Raw genomic sequence first — 23841 nt, forward strand, 5'->3', positions numbered from 1 at the left:
TTTAATACTTTGGTCGCGGCAGTAAAAGCAGCAGACTTAGTTGATACATTAAAGGGTGATGGTCCTTTTACAGTATTTGCTCCCACTGATGAAGCTTTTGCTAAACTACCAGAGGGCACCATTGAATCATTATTGAAACCAGAAAACAAAGATCAACTGGCCGCAATTTTGACCTACCACGTGGTATTGGGCAAAGTAAAAGCAAAAGATGTAGTAAAACTATCATCTGCTTCAACAGTACAAGGCAGCGATGTGGCCATCATGGTCAAAGACGGTGGCGTGGTATTGAACAACAGCAGTAATGTTGTTAAAACAGACATCAAAACCAGCAACGGCATCATTCACGTCATTGACACTGTAATCATGCCTTCAGCTAATTAAAAAAAAACGTGACTTACCCACAAAAACGACCGGCAAACCCGGTCTTTTTTGTGGTTTCTTGTGATTAAATGATTGGTTCAACAACAAGACAGGCCATTAAAAACCTATCAATAGATGTCTATAAAAGTGACACAAACACCCCATCCCCAAAATTGTAGTTTAAACCTTTATAATTGTTTTTGCACACCTTGCAACAACCTTGAATAAGCTGCGGGTTCAATTTGTCTTCTCAGTATCAGCGGGTGATAATTTTTGCTTTCAGTACTTAGGTGGATGATCATGAAGGTTGGCGTTTGCCAGTAATTGGTGAGTTTAGCCTCGGTGACTTTTAAAGTATCTTTGTGCACCAATCGCCATTCGCATTCGGCGTTCATGACGAGGTTAAATTGCTTGTTTTGCCTGATGGTTTGACGGTTTCGGATGAATCCCCAGGCTAATAAGGGTAAAGCCATGATCAATAAATAGTTTTGAGTGATTGTCAGCCAAATAATGATGGCGATGGAAAGTGTTATCAGCCCTTGGGCCAAATATAAGGTATCGTGTAGCTGTTTATTTTTTAAGGTAACCGGCGGCACAGATGTCTTTAACCAATTGTGCCGTTGCGGCATCTTCAGGTATGACTTTACCATTCAGCCATGACCACAGTGTCATGTCTTGTAGCTGGAGAAATTCATTAAATTGGACTTTGTCTTGTTGAGTCATGCTTGGGTAAGCGTCATTTAAATAACGTGTCATGATGAAGTCCAACTCTTTCATCCCGCGTCGACAGCGCCATTGAAAATAACCTTCGGTTAATTCATTTGGTACTGTTTCGGCGGGATAATCAGTCATCTGTTTTCTTTAGTCACTTCAGCCAACAATTACAGTGCGTGACGTTGTGCAATCATTTTTTTGATTTCACCAATCGCTTTACCTGGGTTCAAACCTTTTGGACAGGTATTGGCACAGTTCATGATGGTGTGACAACGGTATACTTTGAAAGGATCTTCCAAATCTTCCAATCGCTCGCCAGTGTATTCATCACGCGAGTCAGCCAACCAGCGGTAAGACTGCAATAAAACTGCAGGACCCAAATAGCGGTCGCCATTGCCATCAATATAGGTCAATGTGTGCTTCATCCATTCATCGTCATTTCTGTCTGGGAAGTCTTCGCGGGCATGTGCACCGCGAGATTCTTTGCGGTTTTCAGCAGAAAACATGGTGACTTTGGCTTGAATCATCAGGTTTTGTAACTCTAAAGTTTCTACCAAATCGGTGTTCCAAACCATGGTCTCNCACAGTTCATGATGGTGTGACAACGGTATACTTTGAAAGGATCTTCCAAATCTTCCAATCGCTCGCCAGTGTATTCATCACGCGAGTCAGCCAACCAGCGGTAAGACTGCAATAAAACTGCAGGACCCAAATAGCGGTCGCCATTCCACCAGTAACTGGGACATGAGGTTTGACAACAGGCACACAAAATACACTCGTACAAACCGTCTAATTTTTCACGGTCTTCAATTGATTGTAAACGTTCTTTATCAGGCAATGGTACTGAGTCAGTTTGCATCCAAGGCTTGATTGAAGCGTATTGGGCATAGAAGTGTGTTAAATCTGGCACCAAGTCTCTGATGACTTCCATGTGTGGCAAAGGATAGATGGCAATTTCTTTGCCTTTAAAGCCTTTGATCGAGGTGGTACATGCCAAAGTGTTCGTGCCGTTGATGTTCATGGCACATGAGCCACAAATGCCTTCACGACAAGAACGTCTGAATGCCACAGTGGAATCCATTTCGTCTTTGATTTTAATCAAAGCATCCAGAACCATTGGGCCACATGAGTCTAAATCGACTTCATAGCTGTCAGTTCTTGGGTTTTGCCCATCATCTGGTGACCAACGGTAAACTTTGACCGTGGTTGTGTTTTTCGCACCTTCAGATTTATGGTGTTTTCCTTTTTGGACTCTTGAGTTTTTAGGTAATCTAAATTCAGCCATAATATCCTCTATTATCAGTAAACACGCGGTTTAGGTGGAATCACTTCACACTCGTCTGACAGTGTGTACATGTGAACGGGGCGGTAATCGAATGAAATGTCGCCATTGCCATCAATATAGGTCAATGTGTGCTTCATCCATTCATCGTCATTTCTGTCTGGGAAGTCTTCGCGGGCATGTGCACCGCGAGATTCTTTGCGGTTTTCAGCAGAAAACATGGTGACTTTGGCTTGAATCATCAGGTTTTGTAACTCTAAAGTTTCTACCAAATCGGTGTTCCAAACCATGGTCTCATCACTGACGTGTAGATCACCAATTTTAGCCGCTGTGGCTGCAATCTGGTCACAACCTTCTTGTAACACTTCGCCAGTTCTGAATACTGCTGCATTATTTTGCATGATTTTTTGCATTTCCAGACGCAAGTCAGCCGTTTTGATGCTGCCTTTTGCATGTCGTGTTTTGTCTAAGTTTTCCAATGACTTGTCCAAAGCATCAGCAGGCAATTCGGTGTGGTTGGTACCTGGCTTGATGATTTCACCACAACGATCGGCTACCGCACGACCAAACACAATCAAATCTAATAACGAGTTAGAACCCAAACGGTTCGCGCCGTGTACTGATACACATGCTGCCTCACCAATGGCGAACAAACCTGGAACCACTTTATCAGGGTCATCACCGTCTTTGGTTACCACTTCACCGTGGTAATTGGTCGGAATACCGCCCATGTTGTAATGAACTGTTGGAATCACTGGGATCGGCTCTTTGGCCACATCGACACCTGCGAAAATTTCAGCAGATTCAGCAATACCTGGTAAACGCTTGTTGATCACGTCCGCACCCAAATGCTCCAAATGCAAGTGAATGTGATCGTTTTCAGCGCCAACACCACGGCCTTCGCGAATTTCTATGGTCATTGAACGTGATACCACATCACGTGATGCCAAATCTTTGGCATTCGGTGCATAGCGTTCCATAAAGCGTTCGCCTTTCGAGTTGGTCAAGAAACCACCCTCGCCACGCACGCCTTCAGTTATCAAACAACCTGCACCATAAATACCGGTTGGGTGGAATTGTACGAATTCCATGTCTTGTAATGGTAAGCCAGCGCGTAACACCATGGCATTACCATCGCCTGTACAGGTGTGAGCCGAAGTACAAGAGAAGTATGCACGACCATAACCACCAGTGGCCAAAATAACCGCATGACCTCGGAATAAATGTAATGTACCGTCAGCCAGGTTCCAAGCCAACACACCCTTACATTCGCCGTCTTCCATCACCAGGTCAATGGCGAAGTATTCAATAAAGAATGACGCATCATGCTTTAATGATTGTTGATACAAAGTATGCAAAATCGCATGACCTGTTCTGTCAGCTGCTGCGCAAGTTCTTTGAGCTGTGCCTTCACCGAAGTTGGTGGTCATGCCACCAAAAGGTCTTTGGTAAATTTTACCTTCTTCAGTACGTGAAAATGGCACGCCGTAATGTTCCAATTCAACAACCGAAGGTACCGCTTCACGACACATGTATTCAATCGCGTCTTGATCGCCTAACCAGTCCGAACCTTTGATGGTATCGTACATGTGCCAGCGCCAATCGTCTTCACCCATGTTACCCAAAGAAGCAGACATGCCGCCTTGTGCCGCAACAGTATGTGAACGTGTTGGGAATACTTTAGTGATACAGGCTGTTTTCAGGCCTTTTGTCGCTAAACCCATGGTGGCACGTAATCCAGCGCCGCCAGCGCCAACCACAATGGCGTCAAATTTGTGTTCTGTGATTTTATATTTTTTCTTAATTTCTGGGCTCATGGGATTATCCTAATAAAATGCTTGCCACTGAATAAATGCTGACCATCATCATGACAATCATCAATACCATGGTCAAAAATCGTAAGGTGAGGTTTACCGCATGGTTATGGACATAGTCTTCCAATACCACTTGGATACCTAATGCGCCATGATAACTTGCAGCCAATGCGAATAATAATGTGACAATACCGTTGAAAGGATGACTCATCCAAGTCACCACAACTGAAGCATCAGTGATTTCCAATGCTGTTAAAGATATCAACAAGTACAGTCCACAAGGTATCAATAAGGTACCGGTTATCCTTTGCATCCACCAATGACCAAAGCCACTTTTTGACGCCCCTAAACCTTTAACCCTTTTGGTGTCAGATCTAAACTTCATAGATTCATTACTCATGGTGACTCCTTATCGTCCTAAAACGTAAACTAAAGCAGTCAATAAAGCTGCACCCAAAATTACCATATAACCTGATCGGTAAACGGCCGGGATTGAATATCCCTTTCCTGCGTCCCAAAACAAATGACGGATGCCATTACATAGGTGGTACGCGAAGGCAAATACCCAAACGTAAAAAATGACACAACCCAGCGTTGTTTGGACAAAACCAATCATTTCATTAGCCATACCTGGTGATTTAGCCAAACTGAAAAGCCAATAAACAAAAATAACCAACCCCAGGGACAAAAACAGTCCTGTAAGGCGGTGAGTGATTGACATCATTGAAGTCAATTGGGGCTTATACACCTGCAAATGCGGTGACAGCGGTCTTTGTGGTTTACTCATGAATTACCTGTCGAAAAGGTTTTAAAAATCGATACAACGCCCGTTTTTTTCCCAATCACCAAATCGTGTGGGATCTAAACCGTCTTTTCTGCCGCCATATTCTTTTGCATTTTCTGCTTGAGGTTTTTGACTGGCCTTGTCTTTGTTTTTATCAGAATTTTTTATTGTGTCCTGAGACTTGTTTTCTGTGTTTTCAGACATATTAATGACAACGTTTACGTTCACGTGGCATTATAAGCCAAACCCACCTTTTTTTAAAGATACAAACCATGACAAGTTTTCAATCTATCGACATCATTCAACTCAAAGGCAGTGAATGCTTCACATTTCTTAACAACCAAGCCATCAGTAAAATAGAACCGGCATCAGCCATCACGTGCAGTTATTCAAGTATTTGTAACCCCAAAGGCAGAATTTTATTCAGTTTTTTTGTCATCCTGCATAAGAACCAAATAGAAATTGCAATTAACAACACCATGTCCGAAGAGTTATTGATGTATTTAAATATGCGTCGTTTTCGGATGGATGTCCAGATTGAACGATTGGATGGAAAAACACTGTGTATGATTGAAGGTGGCATTAAAAAAAACCAATATCCATTGGTGGTTTGTGACAAAAGCACCGACTCGACATCCGAAGAAATTTGGCCAACGTTATTTTCATGGGGCTTGCCTTTTATTACCAAATCATATCAAGAAAAACACATACCCCAGCATGTCAACCTGGATCAACTTAACGTCATTGACTTCAAAAAAGGCTGTTACCCTGGACAAGAAATCATAGCCCGATTACATTTTTTGGGTGAAGTTAAAAAAAGGATGCAATTAATTCATGTCAACCCAAACAACACCGAAGAACCTAACACACCAGTTAATGGGAAAATAGTCTGGTGCTCTGATGCACATGAAATTGATGGTAAACACTTACGGCAAGCTGTTGTCTCTTAATTGAAATAGTCGCTATAAATATTTGAACACTTTGTCTTTTTTTGTTATATTTAATTCATACAACGGAAATAAATATATGAACAGCACAATCAAATTATTGACCTGCCTCGTGTTACTCAGCACATCCTTTGTTACTCGTGCTCAAACAGTCACACTTGCAGTTGAGGCTACATTTCCATCCGAACAAGCAACTTTTGTATACGAACCCTTAAAACGATATTTAGAAAGCAAGACCGGCTTCACGGTCAATATTGAGGTTAAAGACAACTATTACTTTTATTGGCGTGCTGCCAAAAATGAAACACCTGAATTCACATTAGACGCCTCTCACGTCGCTGCTTACAGGATGGAAGAGAAAGGTTATATACCAGTTGCCACAGTACAAGAAGAAATCAGGTACCATTTAATTTCTGATTTTGAACCTGCAGAAGGTCAAGCAATTGATGCATTTTTGGTGGGCAAAAGTGTTGTGATGCTGCCCAACCCTAACATGGCCTCTTTGCTGTTCGACCAGTGGTTTACAGATTTATTCTTACAACCAACCAAAGTGGTTTCAGCACTTTCTTGGGAAGATGTCATGGAGCAAGTGTTTGCACAAACAGCACAAGCTGCCATTGTTCCTTCATCAGTGTATGAAATCTATTCAAATTTATTAGAGCTCAAAGTCAGCGACCCCATGCCAGGCCTCACCTTTTTAGCCGCTCCACATGTAGACTCAGGCACCCGTGAAAATTTTAAAAAGGCCATAATGGCCATTGGGGAAACAGATGAAACTTTTGATATTTTGGCAGAATTGAATACAGATGGTTTTATTGAAGTTGATAAAGAAAAATATAAAGACCTGTCCCAATTCTTAACCAGGCTGCTGTATTAATGGCAAATAATCTCAGTAATGTGAATTACTGCGCAAAAACAAAGCAATCTTATCGAATAATATCAATGGCTTGAAAACAGTTATTCCAAACTGAAATGATACTAATGGAAAGCGCAAACATACCAACAGAAGTCAATACCATTCAGTTCGCTACAACTGTACAGCTTTATTCGGGTATGGATTGCTTAGAAACTGAAATTCACAGCCTTTCTTTAATGTCTGCTCACCTGTCTATCCCCAAAGGTCGGGACATAAAAACCAAAGAAATATACCGCCTTAACATTCCCATAGAAGGCGCCAGAGCCATCGCAATGAGTGTCATGGTTACACAAGTAGGTGCTGATACATTTGATGTTAAATGGACACAAATCGACATGGAAAGTTTCGCCATTTTAAAACGCACCATTGAATTGAATTCAAACCTTAAAAATCAAGTTCGCAACGACATCAAAAACCTTGTGGTTAACGGTGAACTCTCCGCCTGATTACTTTTCAGCAACGATGTAACATACCCAACCTGCATCAGCTGTGCCTTGTTTCGATTTGCAATATACACCATCACCCTCACCTGTCTTTTCGTCAGTTCCTTCCCAGTAAACATCAGCAGTTTTAAATCCGGCAGTTAATAACATTTCAGTGATTTCTGGCAATGTCCACAAACGCCAATAATAATCAAATGCCTTGTTCATACGAACACCTTCATCGGTTTCAAAGTGAATATAACATTGCATTTCAGAGTTTATGGGATTGAAACTGGCTTGCTCCCAAATATAGGTAAAACCATCACACTCTCGCTCTTCCACCAGTTCTTTGGCAGCTTCATAACCACCAAAGGCGTCTAAAAAGAACACACCATCTTCATTTAAAGAATCTTTAACTGATCGAAAATATTGCAACATCAAATCACGCTGCATAAAAATGAAATAACTGAAATTCATGGCCAAAACCACATCCAACTTTTTCACAGGCGCTTCCATCACATCAGCTTGTGACAATTGTATCCGTGCTTGTTGTGAACCCGTCATTGCTGCAATGTTATTGTTTTCACCCCACTGCATGACCAACGGATCCAAATCAACACCCCATGCTTGTTTATCGTCAGCACGCTGAACCCACTCACAAGCGGTTTGTGCTGTACCACAAAAATCTTCCCTTAATGTGATGGCGTCACGGCCTTTAAGCTGCTTATAAGTGGCTTCAACAAAATCAATTTCTGCTTCAACACACTGAACTGAATTTTGATAAAAATAATGCTTATCCATGTCTTTAATTATTCCTTTGGTTTAAATTTTATTACCTCAAACTGGCATTCAATGCATCGAGTACAGTTGAACCTGGACACAATTCAGATTGCGCCAGGCTGTTTAGGGCTTGATCAGATGTGTTGATTCTGCCGTGGGTGTCAGATTCAGACTCATTTAAATACATCAACCCAGTGAGTATTTTTTGCTGCATTTTAACGGTTTCAATGCGATTAATGGCTTCTTTTCTGCAACTTAAGTCATAATCATGTTGGTTCTTTTGTAGCGTCAAAGCACTGCCATCGTGCATAGCAACAGTTCGTGAACTGCCTTCAGGGTAATCCACAGTGATTTCGCTTTGATGCGGAATAAAATCAATCGTTCCTGTGGCCTCCATGTGATCACGCACCCATTCATATCCTTTGGTAGAATTTGGCGTGTTATTGAAGGTAACACAAGGGGAAACCACATCAATGAATGCAAAGCCATTATGTTTAATCGCTGCTTTGATTAACGGCACCAGTTGTTTTTTATCTCCCGAAAAGCTGCGGGCCACCATCCCTGCTCCCAATTGTAGGGCCAGTTCGCACAAATCAATTGAATCAAAAGGTGATGGCACACCCTTCTTACCCGCAGAACCTTTGTCTGCTGTGGCTGAATCCTGGCCTTTGGTCAAACCATAACAACCATTATTCATGACAATATAAACCATATTTAAATTGCGTCTGACCACGTGAGCAAACTGGCCCATGCCGATTGATGCCGTGTCACCGTCACCAGAAACGCCTATATACAACAGGTCTTTATTGGCCATGTTAGCACCTGTAGTCACTGATGGCATGCGGCCATGAACTGAGTTAAAACCATGGGCCTTGCCCAAAAAATAGGTTGGCGTTTTGGATGAACAACCGATGCCTGAAATTTTGGCTATTTTATGCGGTTCTAAATTCAACTCAAAGCATGACTTAATGATGGATGCACTGATGGAATCATGACCACAACCGGCACATAAAGTTGACAGCGCACCTTCATAATTCTTAATCGAAAACCCACGTTCATTGGTATGATTTTCTGGGTGTCTGAAGTTAGGTCTAATAAAAGTCATGATGCTGTCTCCTGTTTAACGGCTTGCATTGTTTTAGGCGATAAATACTGACCAATGGAGTCAATCAAGAATTGCGCGGTGATGGGCATGCCATCTATATTCAAAATAGAAATCAATTTCTCAGGATTTGTGCTTAACTCATTGATAATCATTGTTTTCATTTGACCATCTCTGTTTTGTTCTATAACAAAAACTTGCTTGTGTTCTTTAACAAACTCATCCACTTCGGGACCAAAAGGAAAAGCTTTAACTCGAATGGCATCCAAATCATTTTGCTGCCTTAAAGTATCTAATGCTTCTTCTGTGGCATAGGCACTGGTGCCAAAATATAACACACCCATTTCACTCACATTTCCAGAAATTTCAGCTCGTGGCACCATGTTTTTGGCTGTGTTCCACTTGATCAATAAACGCTGCATGCCTTCGGCATAAACCTCACCATCTTCAGTATATGCGGCATACTCATCATGCGAAGAACCACGCGTAAAAAAAGCACCTTTTTCTGAGTGTGTGCCTGGGATGGTTCGGTACGGAATGCCATCACCGTCTACATCAAGGTAGCGCCCCCAACGCTCAGGCAGCTCATCTAATTGCTGCAGGTTCAATACTTTGCCACGATCATAAATCTGAGCGTCATCCCAAGTAATCGGATCACACTGGTGGACATTCATGCCCAAATCTAAATCTGACATCAAAATCACAGGTGTTTGTAAACCTTCCGCTAAATCAAAACTTTGCACCGTCATGTGAAAACACTCAGTCGGACTCGATGGAAAAAGTAGGACATGTTTTGTGTCACCATGTGAAGCATAAGCGGCAGCCAGCAAATCAGATTGTTGCGTTCTGGTCGGCATTCCGGTACTTGGACCAGTACGTTGAATGTCCATTAACACCACAGGAATTTCTGAAAAATAAGCCAACCCCAAAAACTCACTCATTAAAGAAACACCCGGTCCTGAAGTCGCGGTGAATGACCTCGCACCATTCCAGCTGGCACCAATGACTATTCCGACAGCTGCCAATTCATCTTCTGCTTGAATAATGGCGAACTTATTCTTACCGTCACCATCTACTCGATATTTATGGCAGTACTTTTCAAAGGCTTCAATCACAGAAGTTGATGGCGTAATGGGATACCAACCTGCAACTGTAGCACCAGCATAAACAGCACCTAAACCAGCTGCGTCATTGCCTTCCATTTGTATTTGATCACCATTCAAGTCACGCCGATGAATATTCAGACCACAACAACCAGTGAAATGTTCTTTGGCATAATCATAGCCCAGTAACAACGCCTTGATATTAGGTTCAATCAGCTTGGCTTTCTTGGCAAACTGAGACTTAATGGAAGCTTCAAAAACAGAAAAATCCATGTCAAACAAATAAGCCAAAGCCCCGACATAAATGATGTTCTTGAAAATCTGTCTGAGGCGCGGCTCTGTATAGTGCTCATTACAGATTGTGGTTAATGGGATACCAATTAATTGTATGTCTGTGCGTTGATAATGGTTTGGCAATCGTTTTGAAGAATCATAGAAAAAATAGCCTCCCGGTAACAAATCTTGATAATCCCTGTCCATGGTTTGACCATTCACCGCCACAATAAAATCATAGCCTCCACGCCTGCCTAAATAACCTGCTTCATTAACACGCACTTCAAACCAGGTTGGTAAGCCCTGAATGTTCGAAGGGAAAATATTTTTCGATGAAATGGGCACGCCAGAACGAAACACCACTTTGCTGAATAAATTATTGGCTGAAGCCGAACCCGAACCATTCACATTAGCAAATCGGATGACAAAATCATTGGTTCCTTTAATCAATTTTTTACTGTTTGTACTGTTCATCTTTGACCCGCCTTGGCTTCATTCAAAAGGAATTGTTGCATATCCCAAGCCCCTGTGGGACAACGCTCTGCGCATAAGCCACAATGCAAACACACGTTTTCATCTTTGACCATGACACGTTTGGTTTTTAATTCAGAAGATACATACAAATCTTGCTCTTTGTTGGTTGCTTTGACCTTAAGCAAATCCCGCAACACATCTTCCTCTTCATTGTCAGTAAAATTAATACAGTCCACTGGACAAATGTCTTCACAGGCATCACATTCAATACAACGGTCAGTTTCAAACACCGTCTGCACATCACAATTCAAACAACGCATGGCCTCTGCATACCCTTGCGACAAATCAAAACCCTTCTCGACTTCCAGTTTCCTGTCTGCCAAGGCTTTTTGTTTGTCTTGCAAGGCAACAATCTTTCTGTCTTCATCAGATATGTGTGCATCATACAACCAATCATGAAAGCCCATTTTTTGACTGACCAGGTTAACAAAAGGCGCTGGCCGTTCTGTCGTTGCTTTTTGTTCACAATACAAATCAATAGAAATTGCAGCTTGATGGCCATGTGCTACAGCTGTGATCACATTTTCAGGACCCCAAGCAGCATCCCCGCCGACAAACACATGCGGCAATGATGTCTGAAAGGTGGTTTTATCCACTTCAGGCATGTCCCAATCATTGAATTCAATGCCCAAATCACGTTCTATCCATGGAAAAGAATTCAACTGACCAATCGCCATCAAAACATCATCACAGGGCATCATCACTTCTTCGCCCGTTGGCACCAGTGTTCTTTTGCCTGCATCATCAAAGACAGGCTCAACTATCTCAAATAACATGCCTACCAATTTGCCTTGTTCAGTAATAAAAGCTTTGGGGTTGTGGTTCTCAAACATGGGTATGTCTTCATTCATGGCATCTTCGATTTCCCATGGCGATGCCTTCATGTCAGTTTTTGGGCTTCTGACTACCACACGCACGTCTTTGCCACCTAACCTTTTGGCTGTACGACAACAATCCATGGCCGTGTTACCACCACCAAGCACCAACACTTTTTCACCAATTTTATCAATATGCTCAAAAGCCACTGAAGCCAACCAATCGATACCTATGTGGATATTTTTACTTCCTTCATCGCGACCTTGTAATTTGGGCAAATCACGCCCACGTGGAGCGCCAGTGCCAACAAAAACCGCATCGTAATTCTTGGACAATATGTCTTTCATACTGGTCACTTCTTGATTGAAGTGAGTCACCACACCCATGTCTAAAATGTAGTTCACCTCTTCATCCAAGACTGATTCTGGCAAACGAAACGATGGTATCTGACTGCGCATAAAACCGCCGCCCTTACGCTGATCATCATATAAATCAACTTCATAACCCAAAGGCATCAGATCCCGAGCCACCGTTAATGATGCTGGTCCTGCACCAATCAAGGCGATTTTTTTACCGTTTTTCTTTTCAGGTATTTCGGGCAAACGATGTGTGATGTCAGATTTATTGTCTGCTGCCACGCGTTTTAAACGGCATATAGCAACAGGTTCCTCTTCTACACGTCCACGCCTACAGGCAGGTTCACATGGTCGATCACAAGTGCGACCTAACACACCTGGAAACACGTTGGATTGCCAATTAATCATATAGGCATCATCGTATCTTCCAGCAGCAATGAGTCGAATGTATTCAGGCACAGGCGTGTGCGCTGGGCAGGCATATTGACAATCCACGACTTTATGAAAGTAGTCTGGATCTGTAATGTCAGTTGGCTTCATTAATTAACCTCTTTATTGTTGTCCCCGAGGTTGATAACCGAATTATTTTTTTTGCGCTCACATGCTGTTGACGCAGATTGTTTGTTGATGATTCGGTCTCAATCAACCTTTTCTTTATGATACCCGTTTTGTAACAAAAATATCAGCCACTTATTTAAAAAACAATTTTGACTGAAGCGCAATTCTGCTTGATGATCGGTATCAGCCAAACCACCCAATTGTCTATATTGACGCTCAAATTCGTTTGAATAAACCAATTCCGCCAATTGTGCATCATGATAAATGCGAACCACCATGGGGTCAGAAGTGGCATCACTGAACAGCATGGCCATGGAAAACTCTGTGGTGTATTTGAAATTCTCACGCACACGCAATTGTAATTTGGCTTTATTTTTGGGCTGCCAATGGTGAACTTTTGTAGTTCCCGTCCATTCGGAAAACAATTGATTTAATAACAAATAATTATATTCATGCAAAACCGTGATGCTGACTTTGTTTTTCAAAGCCAGTTGACGGTGTTCGAGAAATTGAGAATTTAATAACATGAAATAATTTTAAATTTTTCTTAACTATAACAGATTTTGACTGTTTCAATACAAGCGTTTATTTAAGTCTAAAGCAACCATGATTTTACCTGAAATCTCTTCAATAGAAGTGTGTGTTGTACTGAGGAATTTAATTTGGCTGCGGTGGAACATGCTTTCAGCGTCACTGACTTCAGCTTGGCACTTTCTCAGTTCAGCATAACGAGAATCTGGTCGTCTGACTGATCGAATTTGAGACAACCTAAAAGGGTCAATGGTCAAACCAAACAATTTGCCTTTGTGCTTCATGATTTCTTTTGGTAATGTCAATGTTTCTAAATCATCATCTGTGATGGGGTAATTGGCCGCTTTGAGACCGTAATGCAATGCCAAGTATAAACAAGTGGGTGTTTTTCCAGAGCGAGAAACCCCCAACAAAATAATATCAGCACTGTTGTAATTGAGGCTGATGCCATCATCATGCGACAAAGCAAAATTCATCGCCTCCATGCGATCATCATAATTTTCAGTGTTACTCATGCCATGCGCCCTACCCACACCCGGATCACGCTCAATCCCTAAATTTTTCTCGATGCGTCGCAACAAGCGATTGAATGGATCTAATTTCAAGCCCCCACCTGAATGAATGATTTTTCTCAACTCCAAATCTACCACGGTATTGATCACCAGAGGTTGAAAGTCTGAAGGCGTATTGGCAATGATATTAGCCGCATCTTTTGCTACTTGAACAGAATCAATAAAAGGCAACCTCTTTTGTATAAACTCAATGCCTTTGAACTGGGTAATTAAACTTTGTCCCACAGTTTCTGCGGTAATTGCAGTGCCATCTGAGACATAAAAGACGGCGCATGTTTTCTTTTCCATATTTAACCTGTTTTTGACGCTTAATTTCAGTAGAATATAACATTTTTGACACACTACTGGAATCCACAATGTCTGATTACATCCTCAATCTTGACCAATTGAACATGAATGACTTAGAGCAAGTTGGCGGTAAAAATGCCTCATTAGGCGAAATGATTACCAACTTGACTGCACTCGGCGTACAAGTGCCTGGTGGCTTTGCTACCACCGCATACGCTTTTAAAGAGTATTTAACTGTTTCTGGATTGGCCGATAAAATCAGTCAAAAGTTAAAAACATTAGACACCGAAAATATTGATGCTTTGCGTGCTGCAGGTAGCGAAGTACGAGGTTGGATTATGGACACGCCATTCCAACCAGCCTTACAAACTGCCATAACTGAAGCATATGCGGCCATGAAAGAACGTTTGGGCACAGACTTTACAGTTGCAGTTCGATCATCAGCCACCGCAGAAGATTTACCAGATGCTTCTTTCGCAGGCCAGCAAGAAACTTTCTTGAACGTCAATGGCGCAGATGAAATCATTGCCAAAGCCCATGAAGTATTCGCTTCTTTATACAATGATCGCGCGATTTCTTACCGTGTCCACCATGGTTTTGAACACGATGATGTGTATTTGTCAGTGGGGGTTCAACAAATGGTTCGATCAGATTTGGCCGCTTCTGGTGTGATGTTCTCAATGGACACCGAATCAGGCTTCAATGATGTGGTGTTTATCACTTCATCTTATGGTCTGGGTGAAATGGTGGTTCAAGGGGCTGTCAACCCTGATGAATTTTATGTTTACAAAAATGCCTTAAGCGCTGACCGTCCTGCAGTATTGCGCCGCAACTTGGGTTCTAAAGCCATTGAAATGACCTATGCCGACACAGGTGTTCAAACGGGTAATGTGTCAGCTGAACGCAGTCAACAATTTTCTATCAATGACGGTGAAGTAGAACAACTGGCCAAACAAGCCATGATCATTGAAAAACATTATGGCCGTCCGATGGACATCGAATGGGCCAAAGACGGTGTTACTGGTAATTTATACATTGTACAAGCTCGACCTGAAACGGTTAAATCACGCGAAACCAAAGGCCAAAGCATCGAACGTTACCAACTACAAAAACGTGGTGACATCGTTTGCGAAGGCCGAAGTATTGGCCAAAAAGTAGGCCAAGGTACTGCCAAGGTCATCAAAAGCATTGCTCAAATGGATCAAATCAATGCCGGAGACGTGCTGGTTACAGACATGACCGACCCTGATTGGGAACCCATCATGAAAAAAGCAGCCGCTATTGTCACCAACCGTGGTGGCAGAACCTGTCATGCCGCCATCATTGCTCGCGAACTGGGCATTCCAGCAATTGTGGGTTGTGGTGATGCGACACAGAAAATTGCACACAACAGCGAAGTGACCGTATCGTGTTGTGAAGGTGACACAGGATATGTTTATGACGGTTTGATGGGATTTGACATCCATACCACTGACTTAGAAAACATGCCTGAAGCACCGTTGAAAATCATGATGAATGTGGGTAATCCAGATCGTGCTTTTGACTTTCAAAACCTGCCTAATTTTGGTATTGGCTTGGCACGATTGGAATTTATCATCAACCGCATGATTGCCATCCACCCTAAAGTGTTGTTGAACTATGACGCACAACCTGCTGAAGTTAAACAAATTACAGACCCAATGATTGCCGCCTATGCCTCACCTCGTGATTACTTTGTTAAACGATTGGCAGAAGGCATCTCGACTTTAGCAGCGGCATTCAGCCCAAGCCCAGTGATTGTCCGTTTGTCAGACTTTAAATCAAATGAGTACGCCAACTTAATTGGTGGCCGTCAATACGAACCTGAAGAAGAAAACCCCATGCTCGGTTTCCGCGGTGCATCACGTTACTTGGATGATTCATTCGTTGATTGTTTCGAGATGGAATGTGAGGCTTTGAAATACATTCGTGACGAGATGGGTTTGACCAATGTGTGGGCCATGGTGCCTTTTGTGCGAACTTTGGATGAAGGCCAGAAGGTCATCGACTTGATGGCAAAAAATGGTTTAAAACAAGGTGACAACGGCCTCAAAGTCATCATGATGTGTGAATTACCATCAAATGCATTGATGGCAGATGAATTCCTTGACATTTTCGATGGTTTCTCAATCGGATCAAATGACATGACCCAATTAACTTTGGGCTTAGACCGAGACTCAGGCATCATCGCTGATTTATTTGATGAACGAGATCCAGCTGTTAAGAAAATGCTATCAATGGCGATTCAAGCATGTAAAAAACGCGGTAAATACATCGGCATTTGTGGCCAAGGTCCATCTGACCATCCTGATTTGGCTGAATGGTTATTGGAACAAGGTATAGAGTCCGTTTCACTAAACCCAGATACAGTGGTTGAAACTTGGTTAAAACTGGCTAAATAAATATCAACGCCAAGCCAACCTGAACTCGGGTTGGCTTGGTGCTTGAATAAAAAGTAAAAAAATTATGCAGCAAAACTGCTGTATAATAAAATGGTGTGAAATGAAGAAGCCTTGACCGATTAAAAATAAAAATAAAAAAATTTCAGTTGCGTTAGCCCTTATTATACTTGGGGTAACCCTTAATTATTTCCGAATACCCTTCCTGTTAAACTCCGAGTTAATATTCGGCCCCTTTTGCTCTCTTGTATTAGCCCGCTATTTAGACGTAAAAAAAGCCATATTTTTTGCGTTGATTATTTCTACACCACTGGTATTTGTTTGGTCTTCATACATAGTTTCTATTTTCATATTAGAAGCCGCATTTGTCGCTTTTATTATCTCAAAAGGGTTTAGAAACATCATCATTGCTAGCATTTTATTTTGGCTGTTCATTGGTTTACCCATAGCTTGGGTACTTACCGGCAGAAACCCAGAAATTAATCAGGCATTTCAACTTCTTTATTTAGCCAAACTAACATTCAATGCGATCCTTTGTGCCATGCTGGCATCTATTGTAATTAACTTTTCAACCATTAAACATGGCTTGAGCGACAACGCTGCCCCCGCCTTCCCCACTTTACGTCAAAAAACGGCCAGCCACATATCTGTCATTTTTTCTTTATTGATGTCTTTGGTCCTGATGATTTATTTAACCTTTTTGGTATCAAATTTAGAAAAAAACATCAAAACAAATATGGCACTGGTTAACTCAAAAATATTTTCAGAGTTTAACCACAAAATGACCACTTTCACTCAAGTGTTTGAAGAGAAAAAACATTTATTTGCTGAAATTTGGGATAAGCCTGAACGCGTGAATAAACAGCTTAAAGACCTTCATGATAGGTATCCGTTTTTTATCAGCATGTTGATTGCTGATAAACATGGAGACATTCAATCTTTTTCTTTATTGAATCAAAATAACAATATCGACATAACTTTGCTGAACATCAAAGAACGCCCCTATTTCATCCATGCCATGGAACAACAAGACGTATTTGTTTCATCTGGTTTTATTGGAAAAGGATTTGGAAATGACCATATTGTCGCCATCAGTATCGCCATCATTGATGACAATAACCAACAAACCCTCGGTATTTTGGAAGGTTCATTAAACTTGTCATCAATTCAAGAATTATCAGCCAGTTGGGGCGAAAACGATCCTTTTCATACCATCATAACTGATCAAAAAAACCAGACTATAAAAACCAATGTCAAAAACCACAAAGGTTCATTGCAAGTTAGTAAATTAACGCCAAGCCAATACACGGTATTTCAAAAACCTTTGTTTCAAATATCAGACCAAAGTTCATTGTTCTTACGACAACAGTCAACTTTCAATTGGGGGTGGGAACTGAACACCATCATTGACCAAAAAGTCATTGCGCAGTCCTTAAAAGACATCATGATTTTTGCTTTGATTATTCTTATCAGCGCCGTATTTATTGCACAATGGCTGGCATGGATACTGAGCCGTTTATGGACAAACCAATTAACCAAAGTGTCCCAATGGGTGAAAAATAAATCTGATTTGCCTGAATCTGATGAAATTCCATTTTTAGCTGAAGAAATTAAAATACTCTATGAAGACATCAAAAACAGCAGGCAGCAGTACATTACACTCAATGAAGAGCTCAAAGGAAAAGTCATTTCTCAAACAGCTCAATTGGTTGAGGCCAATAAGAAATTACAGAAACTTTCTTACACTGATTCATTAACTCAACTAGACAACAGACGTGCATTTGACAACATTTTAAAGAACCTGTGGTCAAACCAGAACCACACAAATGTTACGTTATTTCTGATAGATATTGATTATTTCAAATACATCAACGACCAACATGGTCATCCTGTTGGTGATTTGGTTTTGGCTTTCTTGGCACAAATCATTCAGCAATTAAATTTCAATAACACGGCCAGCATCGCTCGCATAGGTGGAGAAGAATTTGCTATTATATGTACTGAAATCAGTCGCCAGTATGCCAAAGAAATGACTGAAATCATCAGGCAAAAACTTCTGACCCAGGAACATACTTTTGAAGGCCATCACATCAAATTCACCGTTTCTATTGGTGTAGCGACAGTGAACACAAAAGATGAAACAATCAAAACATTATACCAAAAGGCAGACAAGTCCCTTTATCAAGCCAAAGACGCTGGCAAAAATCGCACATGTATTTCAGACTGATTTAACATTTAGCAATAAAACAATACAAAATGTCTAATTGAAAATTTGGTTTAACAGTTGTGATGCTTTTTCACCCAACAATTCCATGTGATTACAATCAGCGAGCAACCTTTGTTGATGCCCTTTATCTTTGAGCATCAGTTTTTCAGCCACAGCTGATGATACTGAAACCAAACCATCACCCTTGAGTGACATATCAATGACGTTTTTTTCACCGCTAACATAAGGCATAGAATCAACTTTTGACCTGGTGCCAGCAACGGCATGAACCATGATGTGTTTGGGCATTTCGTTTAAAGACGCTGAGTGATGGATACAACCGTGTTGTAAATCTTGAATACCTTGGCTGCGACTGCGGGTCAATTTAGCGAAAGGCGCACTGTAGGAACTGATGGTAAGTAAATAATCCAAAACATTGCCCGCTTTTTCTAAAGTAGCACCTTGGTGTGGTGTTCCCAAAAATATGACTTTGTTGATGTTTTCAAGCCACTGCGCGGACACCATTTCAGCATCATGACGCCCAGAAGTTTGGGAAGCTTGGTGTATCGCACTCCTGCACACCAATCCGCCCATGCTGTGACAAAGGAAATTAATCACTTTTGGTTCGGGCAATGCTTCAGTAATTTGACCCATGATATCAGACAAGTCTTTGCCATTGTCTTGAACAGAACGTCCGGTGTTGTATCGCAGGTAAAAACACAGTTGCTTGTGAGAATTGGCCAAAACCTCTCCATGGTCATGCCCTTCACGAAGCCATTGCTCATCATTCATACACAAACCATGAACCAAAAACAAACTTTCACCGGTGTGTTCATTGATTAACACAGCTGCTTCTGTAGTGTTGACCGCTTTACCTTGGTGCATCAATTGCATGTTGATTTGCAAAGGATTGTCAGTAGCCTCTAAGTGATCACCTAACACACCATTCAGCGCAGACAACCATTGGTTTCTCGGCTTACCGCGCCATTGTTTCGGCCATGATTGGCGTTGTAAGGGTTTGAATTTTGCTAAAGCCAGGTTCACACTTTTGAAACTCAAAGACGTGGTTTTGTTGATGGTCCTGTAAATCAAGCCAGTCAAACCTGTGGTTCGACCTAGAATCCGGCCTGATGATTTGTCTTTATTGCGCAACATGCCACCCAAAGTCAGCACATTCAGGTGCATAGACTCCACCAAAGCCATGACACCCACGGTGCCATCTTCTGCCAACTGACTCAGGCCTTTCAAGTCATCGGCGACAGTTTGTTCTTGCTTATTCGTATTACTCATTGGCCCTTGTTTTGTTATTGGTATGTTGATTTATCAATATGGCGGTAAAACGATATTCTACAAGCAAACTAATTGAATATCTGACAACCTCGCTCCTCACCAAAAGTCCTATGGCATTAATACAACCCGCGACAAATGCCAAAATAAGAGCACCAAATTCAATCCATTTGGGTAATTTAGATATCAAAATTCAATTGTTGTTCTTGAAAAAAACACAGGCCGAATTATACACCAAACATTTCAGTTCGATTTTTATACACATTAAAATTTATTTTATTTTTCTTAACAACCCTAAAAGTAACGTACTTACTGGTATTAGGCACATCTTTGCGCTCAGTTGTTTATCCCAATGCATTAATCAGGTATGCTAAATATCAAATAATATCAACAAGTGATGACATGTATAGATTCTGGGGAACACACAAAAGCACCATTTTAGCTTGGGTTGCGGTATTCAATATATTTATGATCTCAGACCTCAAGGCTGAAACGATTTTCGTCGACATCACTGCCACTGGAAACAGCGACGGCACTTCATGGCCCAACGCATTCTCCAGTGTCAATGCCGCCATACAAGCTGCCAGTACCAACGATGAAATACACGTTGCAGCAGGCCGTTACCAAGAAGGGCAAGAAATTCTAATCAACAAAGCCCTCACCCTGCGAGGCGGCTTTCCATCAGGTGGTGGTGCACAAAACATTGATAACCACCGCACCATATTCGATGGTGACTTTACTCATCGAGTGATGAACATCACCACCGAGACTTTGCTTGAGGGCATCAAGATTTTCAATGGGCTTAATATCACAGATGATTTCGGCGGGGGTATTCGTTCCACTGCCAATTTGACCCTGGTACGCTGTCAGGTGGTTGGCAATGTGATTTTAAGCAAAACCAGACCGGTCTCTGGTGGTGGTGTGGCAATGATTAACCCCAACACTTTGCTGGCACTACACCATACTCAAGTTAACGGTAATTTAGCCATATCAAAATCTGACTCTTTTGCTCAATTTGCTTGGGGTGGTGGTATCTTCTCACGAGAACTGCTGCTCAACCACAGTGTGGTGCATGGCAATCGTGCGGTATCATCTGAAGACTCTGCTGGTGGAGGTGTATACAGTGATTCTATCAATTTAATCCACAGTCGAGTCAGTGCCAATCAGGCAATTCATACCGATTCCTCCAGCGCTCCACCTGGTGGCGGTGTCTTCGGAAACACCAACATGACCAACAGTATCCTCTGGGGTAACCAAGTCATCAGATTGCAAGGACCATCTCCTAATGAACACCAAGTGGGCTCGTTAACAGCCAATCACAGCCTCATCAAAGGCCAAAATCCGGCAGGCACTGCCAACATTGATGCCACAGTTATGGATTTTGACCCTGGGTTTTTAGCGCTTCCAAACAACAACCAAACTTATAATTTCGGCCTGCGCCCTGATTCTGTGATAATTGACGCAGGGGATAACAGCGTCCTGCCCACAGATATATATGACCTCGATGGTGATGGCGACACCAATGAAATCATTCCCATTGACCTACTCGGCCAACCGCGCATTCATAATGGCACAGTTGATATCGGCCCTTTTGAACTGAATTTAAGCCGCAAAAATTTTAACAGCGCGGCCAGCCATTATTATTTTGATGCGAATACCACTGCAATCCTGCAAGATGGTCTGAGCTGGGCGACAGCCTTTTCCAGTTTGAATGATTGGTTTTATCTACCCGACCGAACCAATGTGAACACCTTGTCGATTGCCGCAGGTCACTACCTCACTTCGGGCACAATACAGTTTGATCAGACGGTTAGCTTATACGGTGGCCTGAACCCCAATGACGGTAGTTTTTTGCTTGGAAATTTCAGCGTGATTGACCCAGGGCATGGGGCACGGGTGATGAACAGTGTGGGTGATTTAACCGCACGGGGCATCAGCTTAAGGCATGGTTTAGACCTCAATGGCCAAGGTGGTGGCTTGTTGGCTCTTCAGAACTTGCTGTTGATCCAAAGCCAGGTTGAAGACAATCGAAGCATCAGTGAAATTGAAAATTCCACAGCCAGAGGCGGCGGCATCTCAAGTTCTGGTATCACCGCACTGTGGTCAACTGACGTGGTCGCTAACCGCAACATTTTATATTTTAATCAAACCACGTTTGAACGTTCCGCTGTCGGTGGTGGCATCGACGGTAACAATATACAATTAATCAACAGCCGTGTGATTGGCAATGGCGTTATGGCTTTGAGTGACCCTGAAGATTCAGCACGTGGTGGTGGCATTTTCGGCGATGGCCATGCAATCAACAGTCTGGTTGCGAACAACCAAGCAATTACCCAAGCAGGTTCGACAACAGCTTTTGGAGCTGGCTGGTATGGAATCCTTGACCTTAATAACAGCATACTGTGGAACAACAACGTCACTGAAAATGGTAACACTTTTCCCGTCGAGCATACTGCTGGCACCTTGAATGCATCTCACAGCTTGATCAAAAACCGAAACCCCACAGGCAGTAATAACCTCGATGCCACCGATCCGAACTTTGACGCAGGCTTTGTGGCTGAAGGTTTAGGTGATTTTCATTTAACCGACACATCACCTTTACTGGATGTAGCAGATGCGATTAGTTTACCGACAGATGAGGTCGACTTGGACAGCGATGGCGATACCAATGAAACCTTACCACTGGATATTGACGGCTTTTTTAGACTTTCTGGAAACGGTTTAGACATTGGCCCACATGAGCATTTCATAGATTTAATTTACCGCAATGGGTTTGAATAAAACATGTCAGGCTTCACTTCTGTGCTTATACAAACCCAAAATGGTTTTAACAAAATCAGCACCTAAAAATTGGGAAACAGGAATGGCATAAAAGTTAATCGCTGAGTTAACATGATAATTGGCCGTGATGGTCAGTTTGGTTTCATCCGGACTGATTGGACTCAAAGTGAACGCCGTATCATGTAAATCAAAATACGTTCCACCTATTTCCACATGATCATCCATAGAACCTTTGGGGAAAGAGTTTTCATCAAAAACATAATCCCACTTGATGTATTGGTTCTCTTGGCTGTGGGTCACATTGGCTTTGAAATTCACGCCTTTTTCCCATATCGAATAGCGAACTTCTTGACCTGACACCTCAACATTCAAACCCTCAAGCGGCTTCGGCACACCGATAATGTGGCTGAAACTCAAAGGCAATTCATCTGCTTTGATTTCTTTGGCCGTCATGATTTCTGCCCAAATGGTTTCAGGACTGGCTTTGACAATGACTGACTCAACAATCTGGATGTTCTTGTTACTCAGTTCTAAATGAGGCTCAGTAAAAAACACCAGATACGGCAACAAAGCGATCGACAACAAAGGCTTGGTATTCTCGTCTAAGTAATGCAAACACCCCGCCATCAGCAAACCACCAATGCTGGCAAAAAGCAAAAACAATGGCGTCATGATAACAATACAAATCAAGCCTTCTAACATTGCTATTGCAGAACCTAACAGCAACAAAGCAATGGTCAACCAAGGATAGAAAATCAATTGAGACATCCTTAATTTCTGCCCCCTGTAACCATAAATCGTCAAAGCACCAACAACCAAAGGCGTGGTGATCAAAAAAGCAACAGACATTGGTCCTTCAATCGAAGAAGGCAAAACACCAAAAAGAAATCGCAGAAAAACCCCGTACAGCGCACCATATACAAACCAAAGCCAATGTTGTTTTTCTTTTTGAATGACTATTTTATCTTTGTTGTTATTTTCAGTAGTTTTCATAGCTA

The 23841-nt window shown here is 42.0% G+C and carries 21 protein-coding genes and 3 pseudogenes; 7 read left to right on the forward strand and 17 right to left on the reverse strand.

Features of this window, described 5'->3' with window-relative positions:
- The coding region (locus FET73_RS14745) for a fasciclin domain-containing protein (RefSeq protein WP_154224739.1) at positions 1–381 on the forward strand (381 nt) is incomplete at its 5' end.
- Between the two features lie 167 nt (positions 382–548).
- Here the strand turns inward: FET73_RS14745 and FET73_RS14750 are convergent.
- From FET73_RS14750 to FET73_RS14785, 9 genes and pseudogenes are all read right to left on the reverse strand, one after another.
- Positions 549–833: a hypothetical protein gene (locus FET73_RS14750; RefSeq protein ID WP_154224740.1), complete on the reverse strand. Its 285-nt coding sequence runs from the start codon at positions 831–833 to the stop codon at positions 549–551.
- A 97-nt stretch (positions 834–930) separates the two neighbouring features.
- Positions 931–1212: an FAD assembly factor SdhE gene (locus FET73_RS14755; protein ID WP_154224741.1), complete on the reverse strand. Its 282-nt coding sequence runs from the start codon at positions 1210–1212 to the stop codon at positions 931–933.
- A gap of 29 nt (positions 1213–1241) precedes the next feature.
- A pseudogene (locus FET73_RS15330) lies at positions 1242–1469 on the reverse strand (succinate dehydrogenase iron-sulfur subunit); the annotation flags it as partial.
- Positions 1464–1652, reverse strand: a pseudogene (locus FET73_RS15515) (succinate dehydrogenase/fumarate reductase flavoprotein subunit); the annotation flags it as partial. The pseudogenes FET73_RS15330 and FET73_RS15515, both read right to left, overlap by 6 nt.
- Positions 1652–2359: pseudogene (locus FET73_RS14765) on the reverse strand (succinate dehydrogenase iron-sulfur subunit); the annotation flags it as partial. The pseudogenes FET73_RS15515 and FET73_RS14765, both read right to left, overlap by 1 nt.
- Positions 2360–2373: 14 nt before the next feature.
- Positions 2374–4173 carry a succinate dehydrogenase flavoprotein subunit gene (gene sdhA / locus FET73_RS14770; protein WP_154224744.1) on the reverse strand — a complete coding sequence of 600 codons (1800 nt, stop codon included), beginning with the start codon at positions 4171–4173 and terminating at the stop codon, positions 2374–2376.
- Between the two features lie 4 nt (positions 4174–4177).
- Positions 4178–4570 carry a succinate dehydrogenase, hydrophobic membrane anchor protein gene (sdhD, locus tag FET73_RS14775; protein ID WP_154224745.1) on the reverse strand — a complete coding sequence of 131 codons (393 nt, stop codon included), beginning with the start codon at positions 4568–4570 and terminating at the stop codon, positions 4178–4180.
- A gap of 9 nt (positions 4571–4579) precedes the next feature.
- Entirely contained in the window at positions 4580–4957 is a 378-nt protein-coding gene (sdhC, locus tag FET73_RS14780; protein WP_154224746.1) for a succinate dehydrogenase, cytochrome b556 subunit, read from the reverse strand.
- A 21-nt stretch (positions 4958–4978) separates the two neighbouring features.
- The gene (locus FET73_RS14785) at positions 4979–5158 is read right to left on the reverse strand and encodes a DUF1674 domain-containing protein (RefSeq protein WP_154224766.1); all 180 of its coding nucleotides are present in this window, start codon (positions 5156–5158) and stop codon (positions 4979–4981) included.
- A 68-nt stretch (positions 5159–5226) separates the two neighbouring features.
- Between FET73_RS14785 and ygfZ the strand changes: the two genes are divergently transcribed.
- The 3 genes from ygfZ to FET73_RS14800 all read left to right on the forward strand — a co-directional run bounded on the left by ygfZ (position 5227) and on the right by FET73_RS14800 (position 7263).
- Entirely contained in the window at positions 5227–5904 is a 678-nt protein-coding gene (gene ygfZ / locus FET73_RS14790) for a CAF17-like 4Fe-4S cluster assembly/insertion protein YgfZ (protein ID WP_154224747.1), read from the forward strand.
- 76 nt (positions 5905–5980) lie between these two features.
- The gene (locus FET73_RS14795) at positions 5981–6778 is read left to right on the forward strand and encodes a phosphate/phosphite/phosphonate ABC transporter substrate-binding protein (RefSeq protein ID WP_154224748.1); all 798 of its coding nucleotides are present in this window, start codon (positions 5981–5983) and stop codon (positions 6776–6778) included.
- 104 nt (positions 6779–6882) lie between these two features.
- On the forward strand, positions 6883–7263 hold the full coding sequence (locus FET73_RS14800) for a hypothetical protein (RefSeq protein WP_154224749.1): 381 nt from the start codon (positions 6883–6885) through the stop codon (positions 7261–7263).
- On the opposite strand, the gene FET73_RS14805 is transcribed toward FET73_RS14800, so the two are convergent.
- The 6 genes from FET73_RS14805 to ppsR form a co-directional block, all read right to left on the reverse strand.
- Positions 7264–8040 carry a class I SAM-dependent methyltransferase gene (locus FET73_RS14805; RefSeq protein WP_154224750.1) on the reverse strand — a complete coding sequence of 259 codons (777 nt, stop codon included), beginning with the start codon at positions 8038–8040 and terminating at the stop codon, positions 7264–7266.
- Positions 8041–8071: 31 nt separating this feature from the next.
- The gene (locus FET73_RS14810) at positions 8072–9124 is read right to left on the reverse strand and encodes a 2-oxoacid:ferredoxin oxidoreductase subunit beta (protein ID WP_154224751.1); all 1053 of its coding nucleotides are present in this window, start codon (positions 9122–9124) and stop codon (positions 8072–8074) included.
- A complete protein-coding gene (locus FET73_RS14815; protein ID WP_154224752.1) occupies positions 9121–10971 on the reverse strand; it encodes a 2-oxoacid:acceptor oxidoreductase subunit alpha in 1851 nt (616 codons plus the stop codon). The genes FET73_RS14810 and FET73_RS14815 overlap by 4 nt, the downstream gene beginning before the upstream one ends.
- Positions 10968–12743 (reverse strand): FAD-dependent oxidoreductase, encoded by a 1776-nt coding sequence (locus FET73_RS14820; RefSeq protein ID WP_154224753.1) that lies wholly within the window; start codon positions 12741–12743, stop codon positions 10968–10970. The genes FET73_RS14815 and FET73_RS14820 overlap by 4 nt, the downstream gene beginning before the upstream one ends.
- 98 nt (positions 12744–12841) lie before the next feature.
- Entirely contained in the window at positions 12842–13288 is a 447-nt protein-coding gene (locus FET73_RS14825; RefSeq protein WP_154224754.1) for a DUF1249 domain-containing protein, read from the reverse strand.
- A 45-nt stretch (positions 13289–13333) separates the two neighbouring features.
- Positions 13334–14152 (reverse strand): posphoenolpyruvate synthetase regulatory kinase/phosphorylase PpsR, encoded by an 819-nt coding sequence (gene ppsR / locus FET73_RS14830; protein ID WP_154224755.1) that lies wholly within the window; start codon positions 14150–14152, stop codon positions 13334–13336.
- 68 nt (positions 14153–14220) lie between these two features.
- Between ppsR and ppsA the strand changes: the two genes are divergently transcribed.
- Both ppsA and FET73_RS14840 read left to right on the forward strand, forming a co-directional pair.
- Entirely contained in the window at positions 14221–16572 is a 2352-nt protein-coding gene (gene ppsA / locus FET73_RS14835; protein ID WP_154224756.1) for a phosphoenolpyruvate synthase, read from the forward strand.
- Positions 16573–16861: 289 nt separating this feature from the next.
- The gene (locus FET73_RS14840; protein ID WP_154224757.1) at positions 16862–18796 is read left to right on the forward strand and encodes a sensor domain-containing diguanylate cyclase; all 1935 of its coding nucleotides are present in this window, start codon (positions 16862–16864) and stop codon (positions 18794–18796) included.
- A gap of 33 nt (positions 18797–18829) precedes the next feature.
- Here FET73_RS14840 and FET73_RS14845 read toward each other — a convergent pair whose 3' ends face one another.
- On the reverse strand, positions 18830–20065 hold the full coding sequence (locus tag FET73_RS14845; protein ID WP_154224758.1) for an esterase/lipase family protein: 1236 nt from the start codon (positions 20063–20065) through the stop codon (positions 18830–18832).
- 399 nt (positions 20066–20464) lie between these two features.
- Between FET73_RS14845 and FET73_RS14855 the strand changes: the two genes are divergently transcribed.
- Positions 20465–22843: a choice-of-anchor Q domain-containing protein gene (locus tag FET73_RS14855; RefSeq protein ID WP_154224759.1), complete on the forward strand. Its 2379-nt coding sequence runs from the start codon at positions 20465–20467 to the stop codon at positions 22841–22843.
- 6 nt (positions 22844–22849) lie between these two features.
- Here the strand turns inward: FET73_RS14855 and FET73_RS14860 are convergent, their stop codons facing one another.
- On the reverse strand, positions 22850–23836 hold the full coding sequence (locus FET73_RS14860) for a hypothetical protein (protein ID WP_154224760.1): 987 nt from the start codon (positions 23834–23836) through the stop codon (positions 22850–22852).
- Positions 23837–23841 lie beyond the last annotated feature (5 nt).

The organism is Marinicella rhabdoformis (assembly GCF_009671245.1).
In the GTDB taxonomy this organism is placed as follows: Bacteria; Pseudomonadota; Gammaproteobacteria; order Xanthomonadales; family Marinicellaceae; genus Marinicella; species Marinicella rhabdoformis.

Excerpts from the sequence above, each read along its gene's own strand:
- FET73_RS14820 (WP_154224753.1), bottom strand. The coding sequence starts at position 12,743 with ATGAAGCCAACTGACATTACAGATCCAGACTACTTTCATAAAGTCGTG.
- FET73_RS14845 (WP_154224758.1), bottom strand. The coding sequence starts at position 20,065 with ATGAGTAATACGAATAAGCAAGAACAAACTGTCGCCGATGACTTGAAA.
- FET73_RS14810 (WP_154224751.1), bottom strand. The coding sequence starts at position 9,124 with ATGACTTTTATTAGACCTAACTTCAGACACCCAGAAAATCATACCAAT.
- FET73_RS14755 (WP_154224741.1), bottom strand. The coding sequence starts at position 1,212 with ATGACTGATTATCCCGCCGAAACAGTACCAAATGAATTAACCGAAGGT.
- sdhD (WP_154224745.1), bottom strand. The coding sequence starts at position 4,570 with ATGAGTAATGAATCTATGAAGTTTAGATCTGACACCAAAAGGGTTAAA.
- FET73_RS14795 (WP_154224748.1), top strand. The coding sequence starts at position 5,981 with ATGAACAGCACAATCAAATTATTGACCTGCCTCGTGTTACTCAGCACA.
- FET73_RS14750 (WP_154224740.1), bottom strand. The coding sequence starts at position 833 with ATGGCTTTACCCTTATTAGCCTGGGGATTCATCCGAAACCGTCAAACC.
- sdhA (WP_154224744.1), bottom strand. The coding sequence starts at position 4,173 with ATGAGCCCAGAAATTAAGAAAAAATATAAAATCACAGAACACAAATTT.
- FET73_RS14855 (WP_154224759.1), top strand. The coding sequence starts at position 20,465 with ATGTATAGATTCTGGGGAACACACAAAAGCACCATTTTAGCTTGGGTT.
- sdhC (WP_154224746.1), bottom strand. The coding sequence starts at position 4,957 with ATGAGTAAACCACAAAGACCGCTGTCACCGCATTTGCAGGTGTATAAG.
- FET73_RS14805 (WP_154224750.1), bottom strand. The coding sequence starts at position 8,040 with ATGGATAAGCATTATTTTTATCAAAATTCAGTTCAGTGTGTTGAAGCA.
- FET73_RS14800 (WP_154224749.1), top strand. The coding sequence starts at position 6,883 with ATGGAAAGCGCAAACATACCAACAGAAGTCAATACCATTCAGTTCGCT.
- FET73_RS14815 (WP_154224752.1), bottom strand. The coding sequence starts at position 10,971 with ATGAACAGTACAAACAGTAAAAAATTGATTAAAGGAACCAATGATTTT.
- FET73_RS14825 (WP_154224754.1), bottom strand. The coding sequence starts at position 13,288 with ATGTTATTAAATTCTCAATTTCTCGAACACCGTCAACTGGCTTTGAAA.
- FET73_RS14785 (WP_154224766.1), bottom strand. The coding sequence starts at position 5,158 with ATGTCTGAAAACACAGAAAACAAGTCTCAGGACACAATAAAAAATTCT.
- ppsR (WP_154224755.1), bottom strand. The coding sequence starts at position 14,152 with ATGGAAAAGAAAACATGCGCCGTCTTTTATGTCTCAGATGGCACTGCA.
- FET73_RS14860 (WP_154224760.1), bottom strand. The coding sequence starts at position 23,836 with ATGAAAACTACTGAAAATAACAACAAAGATAAAATAGTCATTCAAAAA.
- ygfZ (WP_154224747.1), top strand. The coding sequence starts at position 5,227 with ATGACAAGTTTTCAATCTATCGACATCATTCAACTCAAAGGCAGTGAA.
- ppsA (WP_154224756.1), top strand. The coding sequence starts at position 14,221 with ATGTCTGATTACATCCTCAATCTTGACCAATTGAACATGAATGACTTA.